Genomic DNA, 18597 nt, shown 5'->3' on the forward strand with positions numbered 1-18597 from the left:
ATGGGTGGCCGATGGACCTGCCGGGGCAGGTTTACCGCGGTGCCCGCACTGCTGCGGGCGGTGCCAGCCCGGGGGCTGGCACGGGTAATCACATCTTCGGCATGCCACCGCCGCCGGGCAGCATGCCGCCCATGCCGCGCATCATCTTGGCCATGCCGCCCTTGGTGGAAAACTTCTTCATCATCTTCTGCATCTGCTTGTGCTGCTTGATCAAGCGGCCGATGTCCTGCACCTGGGTGCCGGAACCCAGGGCGATCCGGCGCTTGCGCGAACCGCTGATCAGGTCAGGGTCGCGGCGCTCGGCCGGGGTCATGGAGTTGATGATGGCTTCCATCTGCTTGAATTGCTTTTCAGCGGCGTTCTGGGCGTTGCCCATTTGCGACAGGTTCATGCCGCCGATGCTCGGCAGCTTGTCCATCAGGCCGCCCAGGCCACCCATGTTCTTCATTTGCTGAAGCTGGTCACGGAAGTCTTCGAGGTCGAAGCCCTTGCCCTTCTTCAGCTTCTTGGCCAGTTTGTCGGCCTTCTCTTTATCCAGGGTCTGCTCGGCCTGCTCGATCAGGCTGAGCACGTCGCCCATGCCCAGGATCCGCGAGGCGATACGATCCGGGTGGAAAGGCTCGAGCGCTTCGCTCTTCTCGCCCATGCCGATGAACTTGATCGGCTTGCCGGTAATGGCGCGCACCGACAGCGCGGCACCACCACGGGCATCACCGTCGACCTTGGTCAGAATGACACCGGTCAGCGGCAGCGCGTCGCCAAAGGCCTTGGCCGTGTTGGCGGCGTCCTGGCCGGTCATGGCGTCAACCACGAACAGGGTTTCCACCGGTTTGATGGCGGCGTGCAGGGCCTGGATCTCGCCCATCATCTCGGCGTCGATGTGCAGGCGGCCGGCGGTGTCGACGATGACCACGTCGATGAACTTCAGCTTCGCCTCGCGGATGGCCGCTTCGGCAATGGCCACCGGCTTCTGGCTGATGTCGGACGGGAAGAACGTCACGCCGATGTCGTTGGCCAAGGTTTCGAGCTGCTTGATGGCCGCCGGACGGTACACGTCGGCCGACACCACCATCACGCTCTTCTTCTTGCGCTCTTTGAGGAAGCGCGCCAGCTTGCCGGCGGTGGTGGTCTTGCCCGCACCTTGCAGACCAGCCATCAGCACCACGGCAGGCGGTGCGGCGTTCAGCGCCAGGTCTTCGTTGGCCGCGCCCATCAAGCCTTCCAGCTCGACCTGGACGATCTTCACGAACGCCTGGCCTGGGGTCAGGCTGCGCGACACTTCGGTGCCGACCGCACGCTCCTTGACCTTGTTGACGAAGTCCTTCACCACTGGCAAGGCGACGTCAGCCTCCAGCAACGCCATGCGCACTTCACGCAGGGTGTCTTTGATGTTGTCTTCCGTCAGCTTGGCCTTGCCAGTGACATGGCGCAGCGTCTGCGAAAGACGTTCGGTAAGGTTTTCAAACATGCGCGATCCTTTACAGGCTCAATTGAACCGAGGTTAAGCAGCCTGGCCCGTGAAAAAATAGAGGCGCGGCGTGGGCAGGTCGGCGATTATAGCGAGAAGTCCGCGCCACGGACACCAGTGCGGCGCCAGTCTTTCGTCCGGCGGCCGTTCTATGCCACACTCAGCCACTTTCGGGCTTGCTCCACAGGACTTATGCTCCCCTTGTCACCCAGTTTGCTCCCCAGCCTCGCCGCCGCCTTCCTTTATGCCGCTGCGACCGTCTACCACGGCACCCGCGTGAAACAACGCGCTGCGGTCGACAAACGCCTGCTCTACGTCATCGGCGCCCTGGCGGTGGTGGCCCAGGGCCTGGCGCTGAACTACCAGCTGATCACGCCCCAGGGCCTGAGCCTGGACTTCTTCGGCGCCGCCAGCCTGATCTCGGCCGCGGTCATCGCCCTGACGCTGATCGCCTGCACGCGCATTCCGGTGGAGAACCTGCTGCTTTTATTGTTCCCGCTGGGCGCCACCACCACGTTGATCGCGCAGTTCATTCCCAAGGGTACCGTACCGCTGATCGACGAGGAGCCGGGCATCCTGGCGCATATCCTGTTGTCGATCCTGGCCTACGGCATGTTCACCATCGCGGTGTTCCAGGCCTTGCTGCTGCTGATCCAGAACCATCAGCTCAAGCACAAGCACCCTTCCGGGCTGATCAAGAACTTCCCGCCCCTGCAAACCATGGAAAGCCTGCTGTTCGGCTTCCTGTGGGCCGGCTGGGGGCTGCTGTCGCTGTCGTTGATTTCCGGCTGGCTGTTCCTGGAAAACCTGTTCGCCCAGCACCTAGTGCACAAGACCCTGCTGGCCTGCCTGGCATGGATTGTGTTCAGCGTGCTGCTGTGGGGCCGCAACCGCCTGGGCTGGCGCGGGCACAAGGCGATCCGCTGGACCCTGGCCGGCTTCTGCCTGTTGATGCTGGCCTACTTCGGCAGCAAGCTGGTCCGCGAATACATTCTGCACATCTGACGGGCGAGTAAATGGACAATCTGCCGTTGGGCGCGATGCTGGGTTTCGTGCTGCTGTCGATCCTCTGGTCGGCGCTGTTCACGGGCGTGGAAACCGCCCGCAACCACCTGGCCGCCCTGCGCACCCGGCGCAAGGTGGGCGAGCGCCCCAGCCTGGCCTTCCCGCTGGAAAGCCTGGTGCTGTGCAACACCCTGTGCCGGGTGCTGGCGGTGGTGCTGGGGGTGTTCGTGGCGGTGTACCACTGGCACGTCAATGGCCTGTGGGCCGGCGGCCTGATCATGGCCTCGGTATTGCTGACCTTCAGTGAATACCTGCCACGCCTGCTGGCGCGCCGCCATCCCGAAACCTTCATCGGCCTGGGCAACTCATTGCTGCGCCTGCCGCTGACCCTGCTGTACCCGGTGGTGTGGCCGTTCAGCGGCATCGCCCGCCTGCTGCTCAAGCCGTTCGCGCCCATCGCCCGGCCTATCGCGCGCCCCCACGATGAGCCAGGGCCGGATGAACCGGAAGACGAACTGGACGAAGACCAGGAAACCAGCGCCCCGCACCTGCTGGGCGGCCTGCAGTCGCTGAACCGCATCACGGTCAATGACATCCTGGTGCCGCGCAGCGAAGTCGACGGCCTGAACCTGGACGACCCCATCGAGAAAATCGCCGAACAGCTGATGATCAGCCGGCACACCCGCCTGCCGGTGTACCACAACGACATCAACCAGGTGGAAAAGGTGCTCAACACCCGCCAGGTCAGCCACCTGCTGCCAAGAGGCGAGCTGACCATGGAAGCCCTGCTGGCGGCCTGCTACGACGCCTACTTCGTGCCCGAAAGCACCCCATTGCACCTGCAGTTGCTGAACTTCCACAAGCAGCAGCGCCGCCTGGGCGTGGTGGTGGACGAATACGGCGAAGTGCTGGGCCTGGTGACGCTGGAAGACATCCTCGAAGAAATTGTCGGCGAGTTCGAAGACGAACACACCATGGACAACCCCCATGTGCACCCGCAGGCCGATGGCCGCTTCGTGGTGGATGGCGCGGCGTCCATTCGCGAACTGAACAAGACCCTGGGCTGGCACCTGCCCAGCGACGGCCCCAAGACCCTCAATGGCCTGGTGACCGAGGCGCTGGAAAGCATTCCCGACTGCGCGGTGTGCCTGAAGATCGGCCGTTACCGGCTGGAAATCCTGCAGGCCGAGGAAAACCGCGTGACGCGGGTGCTGATCTGGCATACCTCAAGCTTACCCAAACTGGCCTGAAACCAACGTAGCCGCTGCCGCCAGGCTGCGGCTACAGGTTGCACCACCGGCCGCAATTCATATAATCAAACCAGCTTACCCAGCCCCCTGCCGCCGCGCCCTGCTACCCGCACGGACGTGAACCGGCCACCTGCCTGCGGCCCACCCTGCCCCGCACCTATAATAATTTCGCCAGGGAACCTGCAATGAGCACCAGCACCTACGCTGCCAGCGGCACCGAACAGCCGCGCAACTCCACTGCCCGGGTGGCCACCGCCAGCTTCATCGGCACCGCCATCGAGTTCTACGATTTCTACGTGTACGCCACGGCTGCCGCCCTGGTGATCGGCCCGGTGTTCTTCCCGCAGACCTCCGGTACTGCGCAGATGCTCTCGGCCTTCCTCACCTTCGGCATCGCCTTCCTTGCCCGCCCGTTGGGCTCGGCGCTGTTTGGCCATTTCGGCGACCGCATCGGGCGCAAATCCACCCTGGTAGCCTCGCTGCTGCTGATGGGCGTGTGCACCACCCTGATCGGCGTGCTGCCCGGCTACGACCAGATAGGCGCCTGGGCGCCGATCCTGCTGTGTGTGCTGCGCTTCGGCCAAGGCCTGGGGCTGGGCGGCGAATGGGGCGGAGCTGCGCTACTGGCCACCGAAAACGCGCCAAAGGGCAAGCGCGCCTGGTTCGGCATGTTCCCGCAACTGGGGCCATCCATCGGTTTCCTGGCAGCCAACGGCCTGTTCCTGAGCCTGGCGGTGCTGCTCAGCGACGAACAATTTCGCGCCTGGGGCTGGCGCCTGCCATTCCTGCTCAGCGCCCTGCTGGTAATGGTGGGCCTGTACGTGCGGCTGAAGCTGGAAGAAACCCCGGTGTTCGCCAAGGCCATGGCCAACCACGAAAAACTGAAAGTACCGCTGGTGGAACTGTTCGCCCAATACTGGCGGCCCATGCTGCTGGGCGCAGCGTCCATGGTGGTGTGCTACGCGCTGTTCTACATCTCCACAGTGTTTTCCCTGAGCTACGGCGTGGCCACCCTGGGCTACAGCCGTGAAAGCTTCCTGGGCATGCTGTGCTTCGCGGTGCTGTTCATGGCCCTGGCCACGCCGATTTCGGCAGCGTTGAGCGACCGTTTCGGGCGCAAGCCAGTGCTGGTGTTCGGCGGCGTGCTGGCGATTGCCTCGGGCTTTGCCATGGAGCCACTGCTGACCCAGGGTTCGACCACCAGCGTGGCGCTGTTCCTGAGCATCGAGCTGTTCCTGATGGGCTTCACCTTCGCCCCCATGGGCGCGTTGCTGCCCGAACTGTTCCCCACGCGCGTGCGCTACACCGGGGCATCGGCAGCGTACAACCTGGGCGGTATCGTCGGGGCATCGGCGGCGCCGTTCGCGGCGCAGAAGCTGGTGGCCATGGGCGGCCTGGGCTGGGTGGGCGGGTATGTGTCGGCGGCGGCGCTGCTCAGCGTGCTGGCGGTGCTGTGCCTGAAGGAAACGCGGGATGAGGATTTGAGCAAGGTGGCGTGACGCGGCCTGTGGCCGCTGCTACAGGGTTTGTAGCAGCTGCCGCAGTCGGCGTCCGGGCGATTACAGCTCTACGTTCACAGCCTGGGCCGCGCGAGTGGCCTTGGCACGGGCTGCGTCAATCGACTCGTCACGCGCCAGGGCCACGCCCATGCGGCGCTGGCCGGCCACTTCCGGCTTGCCGAACAGGCGCAGCGCGGTGTCTGGCTCGGCCAGTGCGGCGCCCAGGTTGGCGAAGGCGGTCTGGGTGGAGTTGCCTTCCACCAGGATAACTGCCGAGGCCGACGGGCCGAACTGGCGCACGGCCGGAATCGGCAGGCCGAGGATGGCGCGGGCGTGCAGCGCGAACTGCGACAGGTCCTGGGAGATCAGGGTCACCAAGCCGGTGTCATGCGGGCGCGGTGAAACTTCGCTGAACCACACCTGGTCGCCCTTGACGAACAGTTCCACGCCGAACAGACCACGGCCACCCAGGGCCTCGGTCACGGCCTTGGCCACGCGCTCGGATTCGGCCAGGGCCACCGGGCTCATGGCTTGCGGCTGCCACGATTCCTGGTAGTCGCCTTTCTCCTGACGGTGGCCTACCGGGGCCAGGAAGGTGGTGCCGCCCACGTGGCGCACGGTCAGCAGGGTGATTTCGTAGTCGAAGTCGATGAAGCCTTCGATGATGACCCGGCCCTTGCCGGCACGGCCGCCTTCCTGGGCATAGTCCCAGGCCTTCTGAATGTCGTCGGCGCTCTTGAGCAGGCTCTGGCCCTTGCCCGACGAGCTCATCACCGGCTTGACCACGCACGGGAAGCCCAGGTCCTGGACGGCGTCGCGGTACTCTTCGAAGGTGTCGGCGAAGTGGTACGGCGAGGTCGGCAGGTCCAGCTCTTCGGCGGCCAGGCGGCGGATGCCTTCACGGTTCATGGTCAGCTGGGCGGCACGCGCGGTGGGCACCACGGTGAAACCTTCGGACTCCAGCTCCACCAGGGTAGCGGTGGCGATGGCCTCGATTTCCGGCACGATGTAGTGCGGCTTCTCGGCCTCGATCACCGCACGCAGCGCGGCGCCATCGAGCATGTTGATCACATGGCTGCGGTGGGCGACCTGCATGGCAGGGGCATTGGCATAGCGGTCGACGGCGATCACTTCAACGCCCAGGCGTTGCAGCTCGATCACCACTTCCTTGCCCAGCTCGCCGCAGCCACACAGCAGTACGCGCGTCGCGGTCGGCGACAGTGGAGTTCCGATACGGGTCATTTCAGGTCCTTAAGGGGAACGGGTTATCGCGGGCCGCCCGGGTGCGGCCCACCGAGGCGGGCATTTTACATCAATCGGCGCGAGGCGGCGCTGCGACACGACCGCCTGTGGGGCTGGCTCAGGCGCCAGCGACAAACATCATGCCGCCGGCCACGGCGCGTTCATGGCACTTGACCAGCACCTCGCGGCGCTCGTCGTTGCTCATGCGCCCCCAGCGGGTGATTTCGGCGGCCGTGCGCTGGCAGCCGGTGCAGATGTCGTCGTCATCCAGGGCGCAGACCTGCACGCAAGGCGAGGCGACGGGGCGTTCTTGGTTCATCAGTCTTCCTGGGGTGCAAGGTCCCGCGCGTAGCGACGGGCATTGTGTACATAGTGGGCGGCACTGGCTTCGAGCATCTTCATCTGCGCCTCGGTCAGCTCGCGCACGACCTTGCCGGGAGAACCCATCACCAGCGAACCGTCGGGTATTTCCTTGCCCTCGGCGATCAGCGCGTTGGCGCCGATGATGCAATGCTTGCCGATGCGGGCGCCGTTGAGGATCACCGCATTGATGCCGATCAGGCTGTAGTCGCCCACGGTGCAGCCATGCAGCATGGCGTTATGGCCAATTGTAACACCGCGGCCGATGGTCAGTGGCGACCCCATGTCGGTGTGCATCACCGTGCCGTCCTGCACATTGCTGTCGGCGCCGATGTCGATCAATTCGTTGTCGCCGCGCAGCACGGCGCCAAACCACACGCTGGCGTTTTCCTGCAGCCGCACCTTGCCGATCAGGGTGGCGGTAGGCGCGGCCCAGCTGGTGGGGTGAGTGTCGACGCGGGCGTCGCCCAGGCGGTATTTCATCGGTAGCTTCCTCAGGCAGGCAAAGGCGGCTCGCAGGTCCGCTCAAATTGACGTGAAATGCTCGGGGGGGCGGTGCAGGCTGATGTCGGCGTCATACACCAGGTTGACCAGTTCGACAATCATGATCGCCGACAGCCCCCAGATCTTGTATTCGCCAAAGCGGTAGCTGGGCACGTACCAGCTGCGGCCCTGGTAGTCGATGCGGTGGGTGTGTTCGCGCGGGTCTTCGCGGAAGAACGCCAGCGGCACGCTGAACACCGCGGCAATTTCGGCATCGTTGGGGCGGTATTCGACAAAGTCCGGGATCACCCCGACGAAGGGCGTCACCTTCAGGCCATGCTTGGAAATCAGCGGGCTCAGCGGCCCGAGCACTTCCACCAGGCCGGGCGGCAGGCCGATTTCCTCTTCGGCCTCGCGCAGGGCGGTAAACGTGAGGTCGGGGTCTTCGGGGTCGCGGCGGCCACCAGGGAACGCAACTTCGCCGCCGTGGGTAGAGAGGCCCTTGGCGCGCAGGGTGAGCACCAGTTCAGGTTCGGCACTGCGGGTAATGGGCAGCAGCACGGCCGCCTCGGGGAAACGCTTGTCGGTCTCCAGGGTCCGCGGCCTGTGGCTGCTCATCCGACGCAGTAGCTCGTCCAGCATGGTCTCTCTCAATTCGATGCCTAAGGGCAATCATGCACCAAAGCCGCGCCTCTGCCCAACCCCCTTGTGCGCAAAACCGCCCTTGCGGTGCGGGGACCACTGGCGCCAAGATAGGCACAGCGATCAGGAAGCCCGACATGAAATTCTGCAGCCAGTGCGGCAACCCGGTAACCCAGCGCATTCCCCAGGGCGACAACCGCCTGCGGTACGTGTGCGGGCACTGTGAATTCATTCACTACCAAAACCCCAATATAGTCGCCGGTTGCCTGCCCGTGTGGGGCGATCGCGTATTGTTGTGCCGCCGGGCCATCGAGCCGCGCCGCGGTTTCTGGACCCTGCCCGCAGGCTTCATGGAAAACGGCGAGACGCTAAAGCAGGCCGCCAGCCGCGAGACCGAGGAGGAAGCCTGCGCGCGCGTCCGCCAGCTGGCGCTGTACACGCTGTTCGACTTGCCGCACATTAGCCAGGTGCACGTGTTTTTCCGCGCAGAGCTTGCCGACCTTGACTATGCCGTGGGCGAGGAAAGCCTGGAAGTGCGGCTGTTCGAACAAAGCGAAATACCCTGGGGCGAGCTGGCTTTCCCCACGGTCAACCGTACCTTAGAATGCTACTTTGCCGACCGCCTGGGGCAACATTACCCGGTGCGCAACGAATTTCTGCCGCCGCTGCACGGGCTGGGGCAGACCTGAACCCGACCGTGTCACGCGGCACCGGCGCAAGCGGGGTGCGATTCACCTGCAGGATTGATCGTTAAATGCGCTGGTTGGTTGCCCTCTTCTGTCTTTCATACGCCGCCCTGTCCTCGGCCGCCTTCACTGTCACCATCGTCAAGCAGCCGCCGGCAGGCAGCGCGCCGCCTGTGGTGGTGGACACCGTCACGCCGCGGGTACCGCCCGACCTTGCCAACGCCGTGATCGACAAGGTGCTGGTGACCAAGTCCACGCACCAGTTGCAGTTGCTCAGCCGTGGCCAGGCGCTGAAGACCTACCGTGTGTCCCTGGGCAAGAGCCCGCGCGGGCCCAAGCAGTACGAGGGCGACATGCGTACCCCCGAAGGCTTCTACTGGCTGGACTGGCGCAAGGTCAGCGACCGCTTCAACCTGGCCATCCACGTCTCTTACCCCAACGTCAGTGACGCCGCCAAGGCACGCAATGCCGGCCTGCCCGCCGGCGGCATGATCATGATCCACGGCACCCCGGACAGCGAGGAATACCCCGAGTGGTATTTCAACACGCTGGACTGGACCGACGGCTGCATCGCCATGAAGAACCAGGACATGCGCGAGCTGTGGAGCATGGTCAAGGACGGCACCATGATCGAAATCCGCCCGTAACACCGCCCCCGTAGCAGCGGCCGCAGGCCGCGTCCTCCCCCTGACACTCACGCGCCTTCCCTCTGACGCAGCCTTCGGCAGCTGCTACGGGGAGGTGCGCTTGTGGATAATGTAAAACCACTGGTGTTGACGTGGTATTCAAGTGGTATTACCTTGAAACCCACTACCGAGCGCCATAACTCTCACAATCGCATCGGAACCCCACATGAACGACCTGCTCGCGCTGCGCCCCGACGACACCCAGGCCACGCCGCTGTACCTGCAACTGGCGCGCAACCTGGAAGCCGCCATCCATGCCGGTGTATGGAAGGCCGAACAGGCATTGCCGTCCGAACGCACCCTCAGCGAACAACTCGGCTTGTCCCGCGTCACCGCCCGCAAGGCGCTGGAGATCCTGCTGGAACAGGGCCTGATCCGTCGCAACCAGGGCTCGGGCACCTTCATCACCCCGCGCTTGGAACAACCACTGTCGCGGCTTTCAAGCTTCAGCGAGATGCTCCGGCTCAAGGGTTTCGTGCCCGGTTCGCAGTGGCTGGAACGCGGCATTGCCGTGCCCACCCATGAAGAAGTGATTCGCCTGGGGCTGTCGCCCACCGACCAGGTGGCGCGCCTGAAGCGCCTGCGCAAGGCCGACGACACCGTCATGGCCATCGAGATGAGCGCCCTGCCCGCCGCCCTGCTGCCGCACCCCGAGGCCATCGGCGATTCCTTGTACCAATACCTGGAAAGCATCGGCCGGCCGGTGGTGCGCGCGCTGCAGCACATCCGCGCCATCAATGCCTCGGCCGAGTTCGCCGCCCTGGTGGGCATAGAACCGGGCACCGCCATGCTGCTGATGACCCGTATCGGCTACCTGGACGACAACACCGCCATCGAGCTGACCGACACCTACTGCCGCAACGACTATTACGATTTCGTCGCTGAATTGCGGCGCTGAACCACGAGCCTTCCTGCCATGTCCGACGACAACATCCTTACCCCCAACGGCTGGTTCCGCGGCCGCCTGCTGCACGAAAACGGCAAGGTCACCGGCATCGACGGCGCACCCTGCGACCCGGCCGACAACGACCGCCCGTACCTGCTGCCCGGCTTCATCGACCTGCACGTGCACGGGGGTGGCGGCAAGGACATCATGCAGGGCGGCGACGCCTTCGCCACCATCGCCCGCACCCATGTGCGCTTCGGCACCACGGCGCTGCTGGCCACCACCATGACCGCCCCGGCCGAGGAAATCGCCAGCGTGCTCAAGGGCCTCGACCGCTACTGCCAGGCCCGCGAACCCGGCAGCGCGCGGGTGCTGGGCGTGCACCTGGAAGGCCCGTACATCAACCCCGGCAAGCTGGGCGCGCAGCCCAACTTCGCCCACACCGCGCTGCTGGCCGAGGTGGAGCACTACCTGAGCCTGGCGCCTATCAAGGTCATCACCATTGCCCCGGAAATCGCCGGCCACAACGACCTGATCCGCGAACTCAGCGGCCGTGGCGTGCGCCTGCAGATCGGCCACACCCTGGGCACCTACGAGGACGGCGTGGCCGCGCTTGAGGCCGGCGCCAGCAGCTTCACCCACCTGTACAACGCCATGAGCCCGCTGCACCACCGCGAGCCGGGCATGGTCGGCGCGGCCCTGGCACACGCCCGCTATGCCGAGCTGATCCCCGACCTTCTGCACGTGCACCCCGGCGCCATTCGCGCGGCGCTGCGGGCCATCCCGTGCCTGTACTGCGTCACCGATTCCACCGCGGCCACCGGCATGCCCGACGGCAATTACATGCTGGGCAGCAACCAGGTGACCAAGTGCCTGGGCGGCGTGCGCCTGGCCGATGGCACGCTGGCCGGCAGTACGCTGACCATGGACCTGGCGCTACGCAACCTGGTGAAGATTGGCGTGCCGCTGGACGATGCGTCCCGGCGCCTGTCGCAATTCGCCGCCGACTACCTGGGCGTCAGCGACCGCGGCCGCCTGCAACCGGGGGCCTGGGCCGACTGCGTGCGCCTGGACCGCCACTTGATGCTGACCGACGTGATGGTCGAAGGAGAAGCCATTGACTTGCAAGATGCTTGAAGAGGCGCGCAGCGCCCATGCGGCCGTGAGCCGCCAGCTGCAGACCCTGGACCCGGTGCTGCAAACCCTGGCCGAGCGCCTGCGCCGGCAGCCGCCGCACGTGGCCATGACCGTGGCGCGCGGCAGCTCCGACCATGCTGCCAGCTACCTGGCCTACCTGGCCATGCAGCACCTGGGCGTGCCGGTGGCCTCGTTGCCGATGTCGGTGGTCAGCCTGCGCCACTCGCCGCTCAAGGTCAGCGGCCAGGTGGTGTTCGCCCTGTCGCAGTCGGGCCAGAGCCCTGACCTGGTGGACAGCCAGCGCCTGCTGCGTGAGCGCGGCGCCCTGAGCGTGGCGCTGGTCAATGCCGAAGATTCGCCGCTGCAGGCCGCCAGCGAATACACCGTACCGCTGTGCGCCGGCGCCGAGCTGAGCGTGGCCGCCACCAAGAGCTTTATCGCCACCCTCAGCGCCAGCGCCCGGCTGGTCGGCCACTGGGCCCAGGACGCCGAGCTGCTGGCCGCCGGCACCGCCCTGCCCGAAGGCCTGCGCCAGGCGGCGAGCCTGGATTGGCAGGCCGCCGTGGGCACCTTCAAAGGCTGCGACCGGCTGATGGTGATCGGCCGTGGCGCCGGTTTCGCCATCGCCCAGGAGGCAGCGCTCAAGCTCAAGGAAACTGCCGGCATCCAAGCCGAGGCATTCAGCAGTGCCGAAGTGCGCCACGGCCCCATGGCCCTGATTGATGCCGGCTACCCCTTGTTGGTATTCGCCCCACGCGGCGCCGAGCAGGCCGGCCTGCTTGCACTTGCCGCCGACATGCGCGAGCGCGGCGCCAGGGTGCTGCTGGCCGCCCCCGATGACATTGCCGAGCGCGACCTGGACCTGTGCCGCGCCCAGCACCCGGCGCTGGACCCGATTCTGGCCATCCAGAGCTTCTACGTGATGGCGGCCCACCTGGCCCTGGCCCGTGGCCTGGACCCCGACCAGCCGCGCTACCTGAGCAAAGTCACCCGTACCCACTAGCCGCCCGAACGAGTACCGCGCCCATGAATAACAATAATGAAGTGACCCTAAGCGCCCCCTTGAGCGGCCCCGTACTCACCCTGGCCCAGGTCCCCGACCCGGTGTTCGCCAGCGGCACCATGGGCGATGGCATCGCCATCGACCCTACCGACAATTGCCTGGTGGCGCCCTGCGCCGGCGAGATCCTGCACGTGGCCCGCACCCTGCATGCCATCACCCTGCGCGCCGACAACGGCACCGAGTTGCTGATGCACCTGGGGCTGGACACCGTGCAGTTGAACGGCGAAGGTTTTCACCTGCTGGTGCAGCCTGGCATGCACGTAACCCCCGGGCAGCCCTTGCTGCGTTTCGAGATGGACCGGGTGGCGCGCCACAGCACCAGCCTCATCAGCCTGATCATCGTCACCAACGGCACGCACTTTCGCGCCGAACGCATGGCCGGTAGCCAGGTGCGCGCGGGCGAACCGCTGCTGCGCATCGTCGCCATCCAGGCCACCGGCGCAGTGGCCCAGGCCGCTGGTGAAACCGTGGAAGGCAGCGCCACCGTCGCCCACGTCGGCGGCCTGCATGCTCGCCCCGCCGCGCGATTGCGCGAAGTGGCGCAAGGCTTCGATTGCAGCGCGCAACTTCGCCACGAAGGGCAACTGGCCGACATCACCAGCCTGGTGGCCGTGATGGGCCTGGGCGTGGACGAACACGCCCAAGTGCAGGTGATCTGCCGCGGCCCGCAGCGTGAAGCGGCGCTGGCCGCATTGCTCAAGGCCTTGGGTACGGCCATCGCCGGCGACCACCCGGCCCCACCGCCCAAGCCCTTGCAAGCGCCAGCGGCGCAACAGCCCGGCATGCTCGCCGGGGTGTGCGCTGCCCCCGGCCTGGCCACCGGCCCACTGGTGCTGCTGGGCGGCATAACCCTGGCAGCCGACCCGGGTGGCCACGTCGCAGGCGAGCAGCAGCGGCTGCTGGACGCTGCGGTGGCCTGCGTCGCCCGCGCCCTGAAGCAAGCCCAGGCCCAGGCACAGCTACGCCAGGACGCTACCGAGCAGGCCATTTTCGCCGCCCACCTGGCGCTGCTCGAAGACTCGGCCCTGGCCCAGGCGGCCCAGGCTGCCATCAGCACCGGCAGCGCCGCCAGCCATGCCTGGAGTGACGCCATCGACGGCCAATGCCGCGTGCTGCAAGCCACCGGCAAGCCGCTGCTGGCCGAACGCGCCAATGACCTGCGCGACCTGCGCCAGCAGGTATTGCGCGAGTTGCTGGGCGACAGCGGCCGCGCGGCCCTGCCGCCTGGCGCCATCGTCAGCGCCCATGAACTGACCCCCTCCGACCTGCTGTACCTGCACGAACAGGGCGCGGCCGGCCTGTGCATGGCGGCGGGCGGCGCCACGGCCCACGTCGCCATCCTGGCGCGCGGCAAGGGCTTGCCCTGCCTGGTCGCCATGGGTGACGCGTTGCTGGCCCAGGCCATCGGCACCCAGGTGGTGCTGGACGCCGACAACGGCCGCCTGGAACTGACGCCCAGCGCGCAGCGCCTCGACCAGGTCGCCACCCAGCTTGCCGCCCGGCGGGCACGCCAGCAGTTGCAGCAAGCCCACGCCCATGAACCAGCGCGTACGCGCGATGGCAGCGTCATTGAGGTAGCCGCCAACATCGCCTCCCGCCAGGACGCCGAGCAGGCTCACCAGGCCGGCGCCGACGGCGTGGGCCTGCTGCGCACCGAATTCCTCTTCGTCACCAGCCACGCCGCGCCAGACGAAACCCGGCAACTGGCCGCCTACCAGGCCGTGCTGGAGGCCATGGGCGACAAGCCGGTGATCATCCGCACCATCGATGTGGGCGGTGACAAGCAACTCGACTACCTGCCCCTGCCAGTTGAAGCCAACCCGGTGCTGGGCCTGCGCGGCATCCGCCTGGCCAGCGTCAACCCGCAGCTGCTCGACCAGCAACTGCGCGCCCTGCTGCGCACCGGCCAGCCCGAGCGCTGCCGGATCATGCTGCCCATGGTCACCGAAGTGAACGAGCTGCTGCAGGTGCGCCAGCGCCTCGCCCAACTGGCGGCCGAACTGGGCATAACGCGACTGCCGCAGCTGGGGGTGATGATCGAGGTGCCCGCCGCCGCGTTGCTGGCCGCGCAACTCGCCGAGCATGCCGACTTCCTCTCCATCGGCACCAACGACCTGTCCCAGTACACCCTGGCCATGGACCGCGACCACGCAGGCCTTGCTGCCCGCGTCGACGCCCTGCACCCGGCGGTGCTGGCGCTGGTGGCCCAGACGTGCGCGGGCGCCCGCTTGCATGGCCGTTGGGTGGGCGTGTGCGGCGCGTTGGCTAGCGACCCGCTGGCCACCCCGGTGTTGATTGGCCTGGGCGTGCAGGAACTGTCGGTCAGCCCGCCCTTGGTGGCCGAGATCAAGGCACGGGTGCGCGACCTCGACCTCGCGGCCTGCCAGGCGCGAGCCCCGCAGTTGCTTGCCCTGCCCAGTGCCGCCGCAGTGCGCCAGGCCTGCCACCAGCACTGGCCCCTGAACGGCTAAGCCAATAACAACAACAGATCGGGAGACACGCCATGTACCAACACTTCATCGAAGGCCTGCAACGCCTGGGCCGCGCGCTGATGCTGCCCATCGCCATCCTGCCCATCGCGGGCCTGCTGCTGCGCCTGGGCGACACCGACCTGCTGAACATCGCCATCATCCACGATGCCGGCAACACCATCTTCGCCAACCTGGCGCTGATCTTCGCCATCGGCATCGCCGTGGGCTTTGCCCGCGACAACAATGGCACCGCCGGCGTGGCCGGCGCCATCGGCTACCTGGTGATGGTCTCGACGCTGAAGGTGCTGGACCCCAGCATCAACATGGGCATGCTCGCCGGCATCATCAGCGGCCTGCTGGCGGGCGGCCTGTACAACCGCTTCAAGGACATCCAGCTACCGGCCTACCTGGCATTCTTCGGCGGCCGACGCTTCGTACCCATCGCCACCGGGTTCGCCTCGGTGGGCCTGGGGGTGCTGTTCGGGCTGATCTGGCCGCCCATCCAGAACGGCATCAATAGCCTGGGGCAACTGCTGCTGGCCAGCGGCAGCCTGGGCGCGTTCATCTTCGGCGTGCTCAACCGCCTGCTGATCATCACCGGGCTGCACCACATCCTCAACAACATGGTGTGGTTCGTGTTCGGCAGCTTCACCAACCCGGTCACCGGCCAGGTGGTGAGCGGCGACCTGGCGCGCTACTTCGCCGGTGACCCCAACGGCGGCCAGTTCATGACCGGCATGTTCCCGATGATGATGTTCGGCCTGCCTGCCGCCTGCCTGGCCATGTACCGCAACGCCCTGCCCGAGCGGCGCAAGCTGATGGGCGGGATACTGCTGTCCATGGCGTTGACCTCGTTCCTGACCGGGGTCACCGAGCCCATCGAGTTCGCCTTCATCTTCCTGGCGCCGCTGCTGTATGGCTTGCATGCGTTGCTGACCGGCCTGTCCATGGCCATCACCAACCTGCTGGACATCCACCTGGGCTTCACCTTCTCCGGCGGCGCCATCGACATGGCCCTGGGCTGGGGCAAGTCCACCAACGGCTGGCTGATCTTCCCCGTGGGGCTGGTGTACGGGCTGCTGTACTACCTGGTGTTCGACTACTGCATCCGCCGCTTCAACCTCAAGACCCCGGGGCGCGAAGCCGTGGCCAGCAGCGAAAGCCCTGCGGTGGCTGACAGCGACCGCGCCGGTGCCTATATCCAGGCCCTGGGAGGCGCAGCCAACCTGCTCAGCGTCGGCGCCTGCACCACCCGCCTGCGCCTGCAACTGGCCGACCGCGACCAGGCCGACGACGCGCGGCTAAAGGCACTGGGCGCCATGGGCGTGGTGCGCCCCGGCCACGGTGGCAGCCTGCAGGTGATTGTCGGGCCGCTGGCCGACAGCCTGGCGGACGAGATTCGCCTGGCGTTGCCGGCGGCGGCCAAGCCCACACAACCGCTGCAATCCTGGCTGCAGGCACTGGGCGGGGCGGCCAACATCGACACACTGGAGTGCCTGGCCGTGACCCGCCTGCGCGTACAGCTCAATGGTGCGCCGCTGGACCTGCAAGCGCTGAAAGTGTTGGGCTGCCAAGGCAGCACCGACCTCGGCGATGGCGCCTGGCACCTGCTGGTAGGCGAACAGGCGCAGGGCCTGAGCCAGGCCCTGCAGCCACTACTGGCCCGCCGCGAAGCACTGGCCTGAACCACGCTCGCAACCGCTAACGTCTATGTGGGAGCTGGCGTGCCAGCGAGTTTTTGGGGGCCCCAACAGCTCGCTGGCAAGCCAGCTCCCACAGGACGCAGCCTACGGCGGCTGCTACGTCATCGGGGCTTCAGGCAAACGTTCAGGTCAACATGGCCCTCTGTAGGAGCGGCCCGTGGCCGCGAAGGCCTCACCGCGCAGGGCCTGAAAGCCTGCGGCGTCTGCTTCGCGGGCACAGCCCGCTCCTACAGGTGCCAGGCTGAACCCAACAGACAGTTGCTGCTACGGAGCCGAAACACCAGAGCCGTCCTACAGAAACCCTGGAAGCGTCTGAACTCATTTGAGTGGATATCTCGGTAGATTCCGTACCAACGGATAGCCACTCAAAAGAATAACAAGATGCCCAAGGTGACCGGCCTGCTGGCCTGCTGTGCCCTTTTTCTCGCCCCCCTGGCGCTGGCCGACGACACGTTGCGTTGGCTGGACCAGCAGCGCCGCGAACGCGAAACCCAGGAGCGCGACCAGCGCTTGCGCCAGCTGCAACAACCCCGGCCGGCGCCACAACCCGCCGAATCGACGGTGGCCGCCGAGGCCCGCTGCTGGCGCCTGGGCGGGCTGCGCCTGGCCGGCAACCGGCTGGTCGACGAGCGCACGCTACAAGGTGTGATCAGCCAGCGCCTGCGGCCGTGCATGGGCGTCAATGCCCTGCGCCAGGTACTCACCGACATCACCCAGGCTTATGTGCAGCGCGGTTACATCGCCGCCCGCGCCTACCCGGCGCAGACGCCAGTGGACGGCCAAGCGCTGGATATCGTCATTGAGGAAGGCTTTGTGGAGGCCATCGAACTGGCGGATGACAGCCTGCCAGTGTCCCTGGCAAGCGCCTTCCCTAACCTGGTCGGCCGCCCCCTGCACCTGCCCACCCTGGAGCAAGGCCTGGACCAGCTCAACCGCCTGCGCAGTGTCGACCTGCAGGCCCAGGTGCAGCCGGGCGAACTGCAGGGTGGCTCGGTCATCCGCCTGGTATCGCGCAGCCACCGCTCGCCATGGGGCCTGCGCGTGGGCTACGGCAACGCCGGCGACATCACCAACGGCCGCCACGGCCTGAGTCTGGTGGCCAGCCGCGACAACCCATTGCAGCTCAACGACAGCCTGCAACTGAGCGTGTTCGGCACCTTCGGCAACGCCCCCAACTACACCCGCGGCCTGGGCCTGTACTACAGCGTGCCCTACGGCCCCTGGACCCTGGGCGCCAGCCTGGGCCACAGCGAGCAACGGGCGTTCAGCGGCCAGCGCACACGCCACGACTACACCAGCGAAAGCCGCGGCCTGAGCGTGAGCCGCAGCCTGTGGCGCAACCAGCACACGCTGCTCGGGGCCAGCCTGCGGCTGAACCGCAAGACCCGCGAATACCAGCTCAACCACAAACCCATCACCCAGCAGGACGCCAGCCTGACCAGCGCCGGCCTCGACCTCAACCTGCTGTGGCTGGGCCGCGCCACCTGGAGCGCGCAACTGGGCTATGCCCACAGCCTGCCGTGGCTGGGCGCCGACACCCGCGCCTTCGAGCAATGGCGCCTGGGCGTACTACGCAGCCAGACCTGGCTCGGCAACCGCCATCAGTGGCGCTGGGACAGCAGCCTGGAAGCCCAGTACAGCCCCACCCTGCTGCCGGCCAGCGAACAGTGGCTGCTGAGCAGCCCCGGCAGCGTGCGCGGCCTGCGTGACAGCAATATCGCCGCCAGCAGTGCACTGGTAGTGCGCAATAGCCTGGGGCTGGCGCTGCCACTGGCGCCGGCGCTGGTACTGACCCCGGCCGTGGCCGTGGACTACGGCCGTGGCCGCGGTACCTGGAATGGCCGTGGCCGCCAGCATCCCGCCCTTGCCGGGGTCAGCGCGGGCGCCAGCCTGGGTTGGCGCGGCGGCGAAGTGAAACTCGATTATCGCCACGCGATGGTGATCAAGGATGGCCCTCCCTCAGAGCCCGGCTTCTGGAACATGGAGCTGAAACTGGACTTCTGATTCAACAATAAG

The 18597-nt window shown here is 66.6% G+C and carries 16 protein-coding genes; 11 read left to right on the forward strand and 5 right to left on the reverse strand.

Features of this window, described 5'->3' with window-relative positions:
• Positions 1 to 88: 88 nt before the first annotated feature.
• Positions 89 to 1468, reverse strand: a complete 1380-nt coding sequence (gene ffh / locus AC0SZ7_RS08930; RefSeq protein WP_475504048.1) for a signal recognition particle protein — start codon at positions 1466 to 1468, stop codon at positions 89 to 91.
• Between the two features lie 192 nt (positions 1469 to 1660).
• Here ffh and AC0SZ7_RS08935 point away from each other — a divergent pair, with 192 nt between their 5' ends.
• The 3 genes from AC0SZ7_RS08935 (at position 1661) to AC0SZ7_RS08945 (ending at position 5222) form a co-directional block, all read left to right on the forward strand.
• On the forward strand, positions 1661 to 2473 hold the full coding sequence (locus tag AC0SZ7_RS08935; protein WP_475504049.1) for a cytochrome C assembly family protein: 813 nt from the start codon (positions 1661 to 1663) through the stop codon (positions 2471 to 2473).
• Positions 2474 to 2484: 11 nt separating this feature from the next.
• Entirely contained in the window at positions 2485 to 3723 is a 1239-nt protein-coding gene (locus AC0SZ7_RS08940) for a transporter associated domain-containing protein (RefSeq protein WP_475504050.1), read from the forward strand.
• Positions 3724 to 3908: 185 nt separating this feature from the next.
• Positions 3909 to 5222 (forward strand): MFS transporter, encoded by a 1314-nt coding sequence (locus tag AC0SZ7_RS08945; RefSeq protein ID WP_475504051.1) that lies wholly within the window; start codon positions 3909 to 3911, stop codon positions 5220 to 5222.
• A 60-nt stretch (positions 5223 to 5282) separates the two neighbouring features.
• Here the strand turns inward: AC0SZ7_RS08945 and purT are convergent, their stop codons facing one another.
• The 4 genes from purT to AC0SZ7_RS08965 form a co-directional block, all read right to left on the reverse strand.
• Positions 5283 to 6464 carry a formate-dependent phosphoribosylglycinamide formyltransferase gene (purT, locus tag AC0SZ7_RS08950; RefSeq protein ID WP_475504052.1) on the reverse strand — a complete coding sequence of 394 codons (1182 nt, stop codon included), beginning with the start codon at positions 6462 to 6464 and terminating at the stop codon, positions 5283 to 5285.
• Between the two features lie 118 nt (positions 6465 to 6582).
• A complete protein-coding gene (locus AC0SZ7_RS08955; RefSeq protein WP_416422763.1) occupies positions 6583 to 6783 on the reverse strand; it encodes a DUF1289 domain-containing protein in 201 nt (66 codons plus the stop codon).
• A complete protein-coding gene (locus AC0SZ7_RS08960) occupies positions 6783 to 7307 on the reverse strand; it encodes a gamma carbonic anhydrase family protein (protein WP_475504053.1) in 525 nt (174 codons plus the stop codon). The genes AC0SZ7_RS08955 and AC0SZ7_RS08960 overlap by 1 nt, the downstream gene beginning before the upstream one ends.
• Before the next feature lie 42 nt (positions 7308 to 7349).
• Complete coding sequence (locus tag AC0SZ7_RS08965) at positions 7350 to 7949, reverse strand: CoA pyrophosphatase (protein ID WP_475504054.1); 600 nt, start codon at positions 7947 to 7949, stop codon at positions 7350 to 7352.
• 137 nt (positions 7950 to 8086) lie between these two features.
• Between AC0SZ7_RS08965 and AC0SZ7_RS08970 the strand changes: the two genes are divergently transcribed.
• The 8 genes from AC0SZ7_RS08970 to AC0SZ7_RS09005 all read left to right on the forward strand — a co-directional run bounded on the left by AC0SZ7_RS08970 (position 8087) and on the right by AC0SZ7_RS09005 (position 18585).
• Positions 8087 to 8638 (forward strand): NUDIX hydrolase, encoded by a 552-nt coding sequence (locus tag AC0SZ7_RS08970; RefSeq protein WP_475504055.1) that lies wholly within the window; start codon positions 8087 to 8089, stop codon positions 8636 to 8638.
• A gap of 65 nt (positions 8639 to 8703) precedes the next feature.
• Entirely contained in the window at positions 8704 to 9282 is a 579-nt protein-coding gene (locus AC0SZ7_RS08975; RefSeq protein WP_475504056.1) for a L,D-transpeptidase family protein, read from the forward strand.
• 205 nt (positions 9283 to 9487) lie between these two features.
• Positions 9488 to 10219: a UTRA domain-containing protein gene (locus tag AC0SZ7_RS08980; RefSeq protein WP_473005549.1), complete on the forward strand. Its 732-nt coding sequence runs from the start codon at positions 9488 to 9490 to the stop codon at positions 10217 to 10219.
• An 18-nt stretch (positions 10220 to 10237) separates the two neighbouring features.
• Positions 10238 to 11344 carry an N-acetylglucosamine-6-phosphate deacetylase gene (gene nagA, locus AC0SZ7_RS08985; protein ID WP_475504057.1) on the forward strand — a complete coding sequence of 369 codons (1107 nt, stop codon included), beginning with the start codon at positions 10238 to 10240 and terminating at the stop codon, positions 11342 to 11344.
• Complete coding sequence (locus AC0SZ7_RS08990; protein ID WP_475504058.1) at positions 11325 to 12347, forward strand: SIS domain-containing protein; 1023 nt, start codon at positions 11325 to 11327, stop codon at positions 12345 to 12347. Before nagA ends, AC0SZ7_RS08990 begins: the two co-directional genes overlap by 20 nt.
• Positions 12348 to 12370: 23 nt before the next feature.
• A complete protein-coding gene (gene ptsP / locus AC0SZ7_RS08995; protein ID WP_475504059.1) occupies positions 12371 to 14878 on the forward strand; it encodes a phosphoenolpyruvate--protein phosphotransferase in 2508 nt (835 codons plus the stop codon).
• A gap of 32 nt (positions 14879 to 14910) precedes the next feature.
• Entirely contained in the window at positions 14911 to 16563 is a 1653-nt protein-coding gene (gene nagE, locus AC0SZ7_RS09000) for an N-acetylglucosamine-specific PTS transporter subunit IIBC (protein WP_475504060.1), read from the forward strand.
• Between the two features lie 399 nt (positions 16564 to 16962).
• Positions 16963 to 18585 carry a ShlB/FhaC/HecB family hemolysin secretion/activation protein gene (locus AC0SZ7_RS09005; protein ID WP_475504061.1) on the forward strand — a complete coding sequence of 541 codons (1623 nt, stop codon included), beginning with the start codon at positions 16963 to 16965 and terminating at the stop codon, positions 18583 to 18585.
• Positions 18586 to 18597 lie beyond the last annotated feature (12 nt).

Source organism: Pseudomonas sp. JC1203, assembly GCF_056175065.1.

What these genes read in the sequence shown, in the direction of transcription:
- AC0SZ7_RS08940 (WP_475504050.1), top strand. Translation starts at nt 2,485, where the DNA reads ATGGACAATCTGCCGTTGGGCGCGATGCTGGGTTTCGTGCTGCTGTCG.
- AC0SZ7_RS08975 (WP_475504056.1), top strand. Translation starts at nt 8,704, where the DNA reads ATGCGCTGGTTGGTTGCCCTCTTCTGTCTTTCATACGCCGCCCTGTCC.
- AC0SZ7_RS08965 (WP_475504054.1), bottom strand. Translation starts at nt 7,949, where the DNA reads ATGCTGGACGAGCTACTGCGTCGGATGAGCAGCCACAGGCCGCGGACC.
- ptsP (WP_475504059.1), top strand. Translation starts at nt 12,371, where the DNA reads ATGAATAACAATAATGAAGTGACCCTAAGCGCCCCCTTGAGCGGCCCC.
- AC0SZ7_RS08935 (WP_475504049.1), top strand. Translation starts at nt 1,661, where the DNA reads ATGCTCCCCTTGTCACCCAGTTTGCTCCCCAGCCTCGCCGCCGCCTTC.
- AC0SZ7_RS08945 (WP_475504051.1), top strand. Translation starts at nt 3,909, where the DNA reads ATGAGCACCAGCACCTACGCTGCCAGCGGCACCGAACAGCCGCGCAAC.
- AC0SZ7_RS08960 (WP_475504053.1), bottom strand. Translation starts at nt 7,307, where the DNA reads ATGAAATACCGCCTGGGCGACGCCCGCGTCGACACTCACCCCACCAGC.
- ffh (WP_475504048.1), bottom strand. Translation starts at nt 1,468, where the DNA reads ATGTTTGAAAACCTTACCGAACGTCTTTCGCAGACGCTGCGCCATGTC.
- nagE (WP_475504060.1), top strand. Translation starts at nt 14,911, where the DNA reads ATGTACCAACACTTCATCGAAGGCCTGCAACGCCTGGGCCGCGCGCTG.
- AC0SZ7_RS08980 (WP_473005549.1), top strand. Translation starts at nt 9,488, where the DNA reads ATGAACGACCTGCTCGCGCTGCGCCCCGACGACACCCAGGCCACGCCG.
- AC0SZ7_RS09005 (WP_475504061.1), top strand. Translation starts at nt 16,963, where the DNA reads ATGCCCAAGGTGACCGGCCTGCTGGCCTGCTGTGCCCTTTTTCTCGCC.
- AC0SZ7_RS08955 (WP_416422763.1), bottom strand. Translation starts at nt 6,783, where the DNA reads ATGAACCAAGAACGCCCCGTCGCCTCGCCTTGCGTGCAGGTCTGCGCC.
- purT (WP_475504052.1), bottom strand. Translation starts at nt 6,464, where the DNA reads ATGACCCGTATCGGAACTCCACTGTCGCCGACCGCGACGCGCGTACTG.
- AC0SZ7_RS08970 (WP_475504055.1), top strand. Translation starts at nt 8,087, where the DNA reads ATGAAATTCTGCAGCCAGTGCGGCAACCCGGTAACCCAGCGCATTCCC.
- nagA (WP_475504057.1), top strand. Translation starts at nt 10,238, where the DNA reads ATGTCCGACGACAACATCCTTACCCCCAACGGCTGGTTCCGCGGCCGC.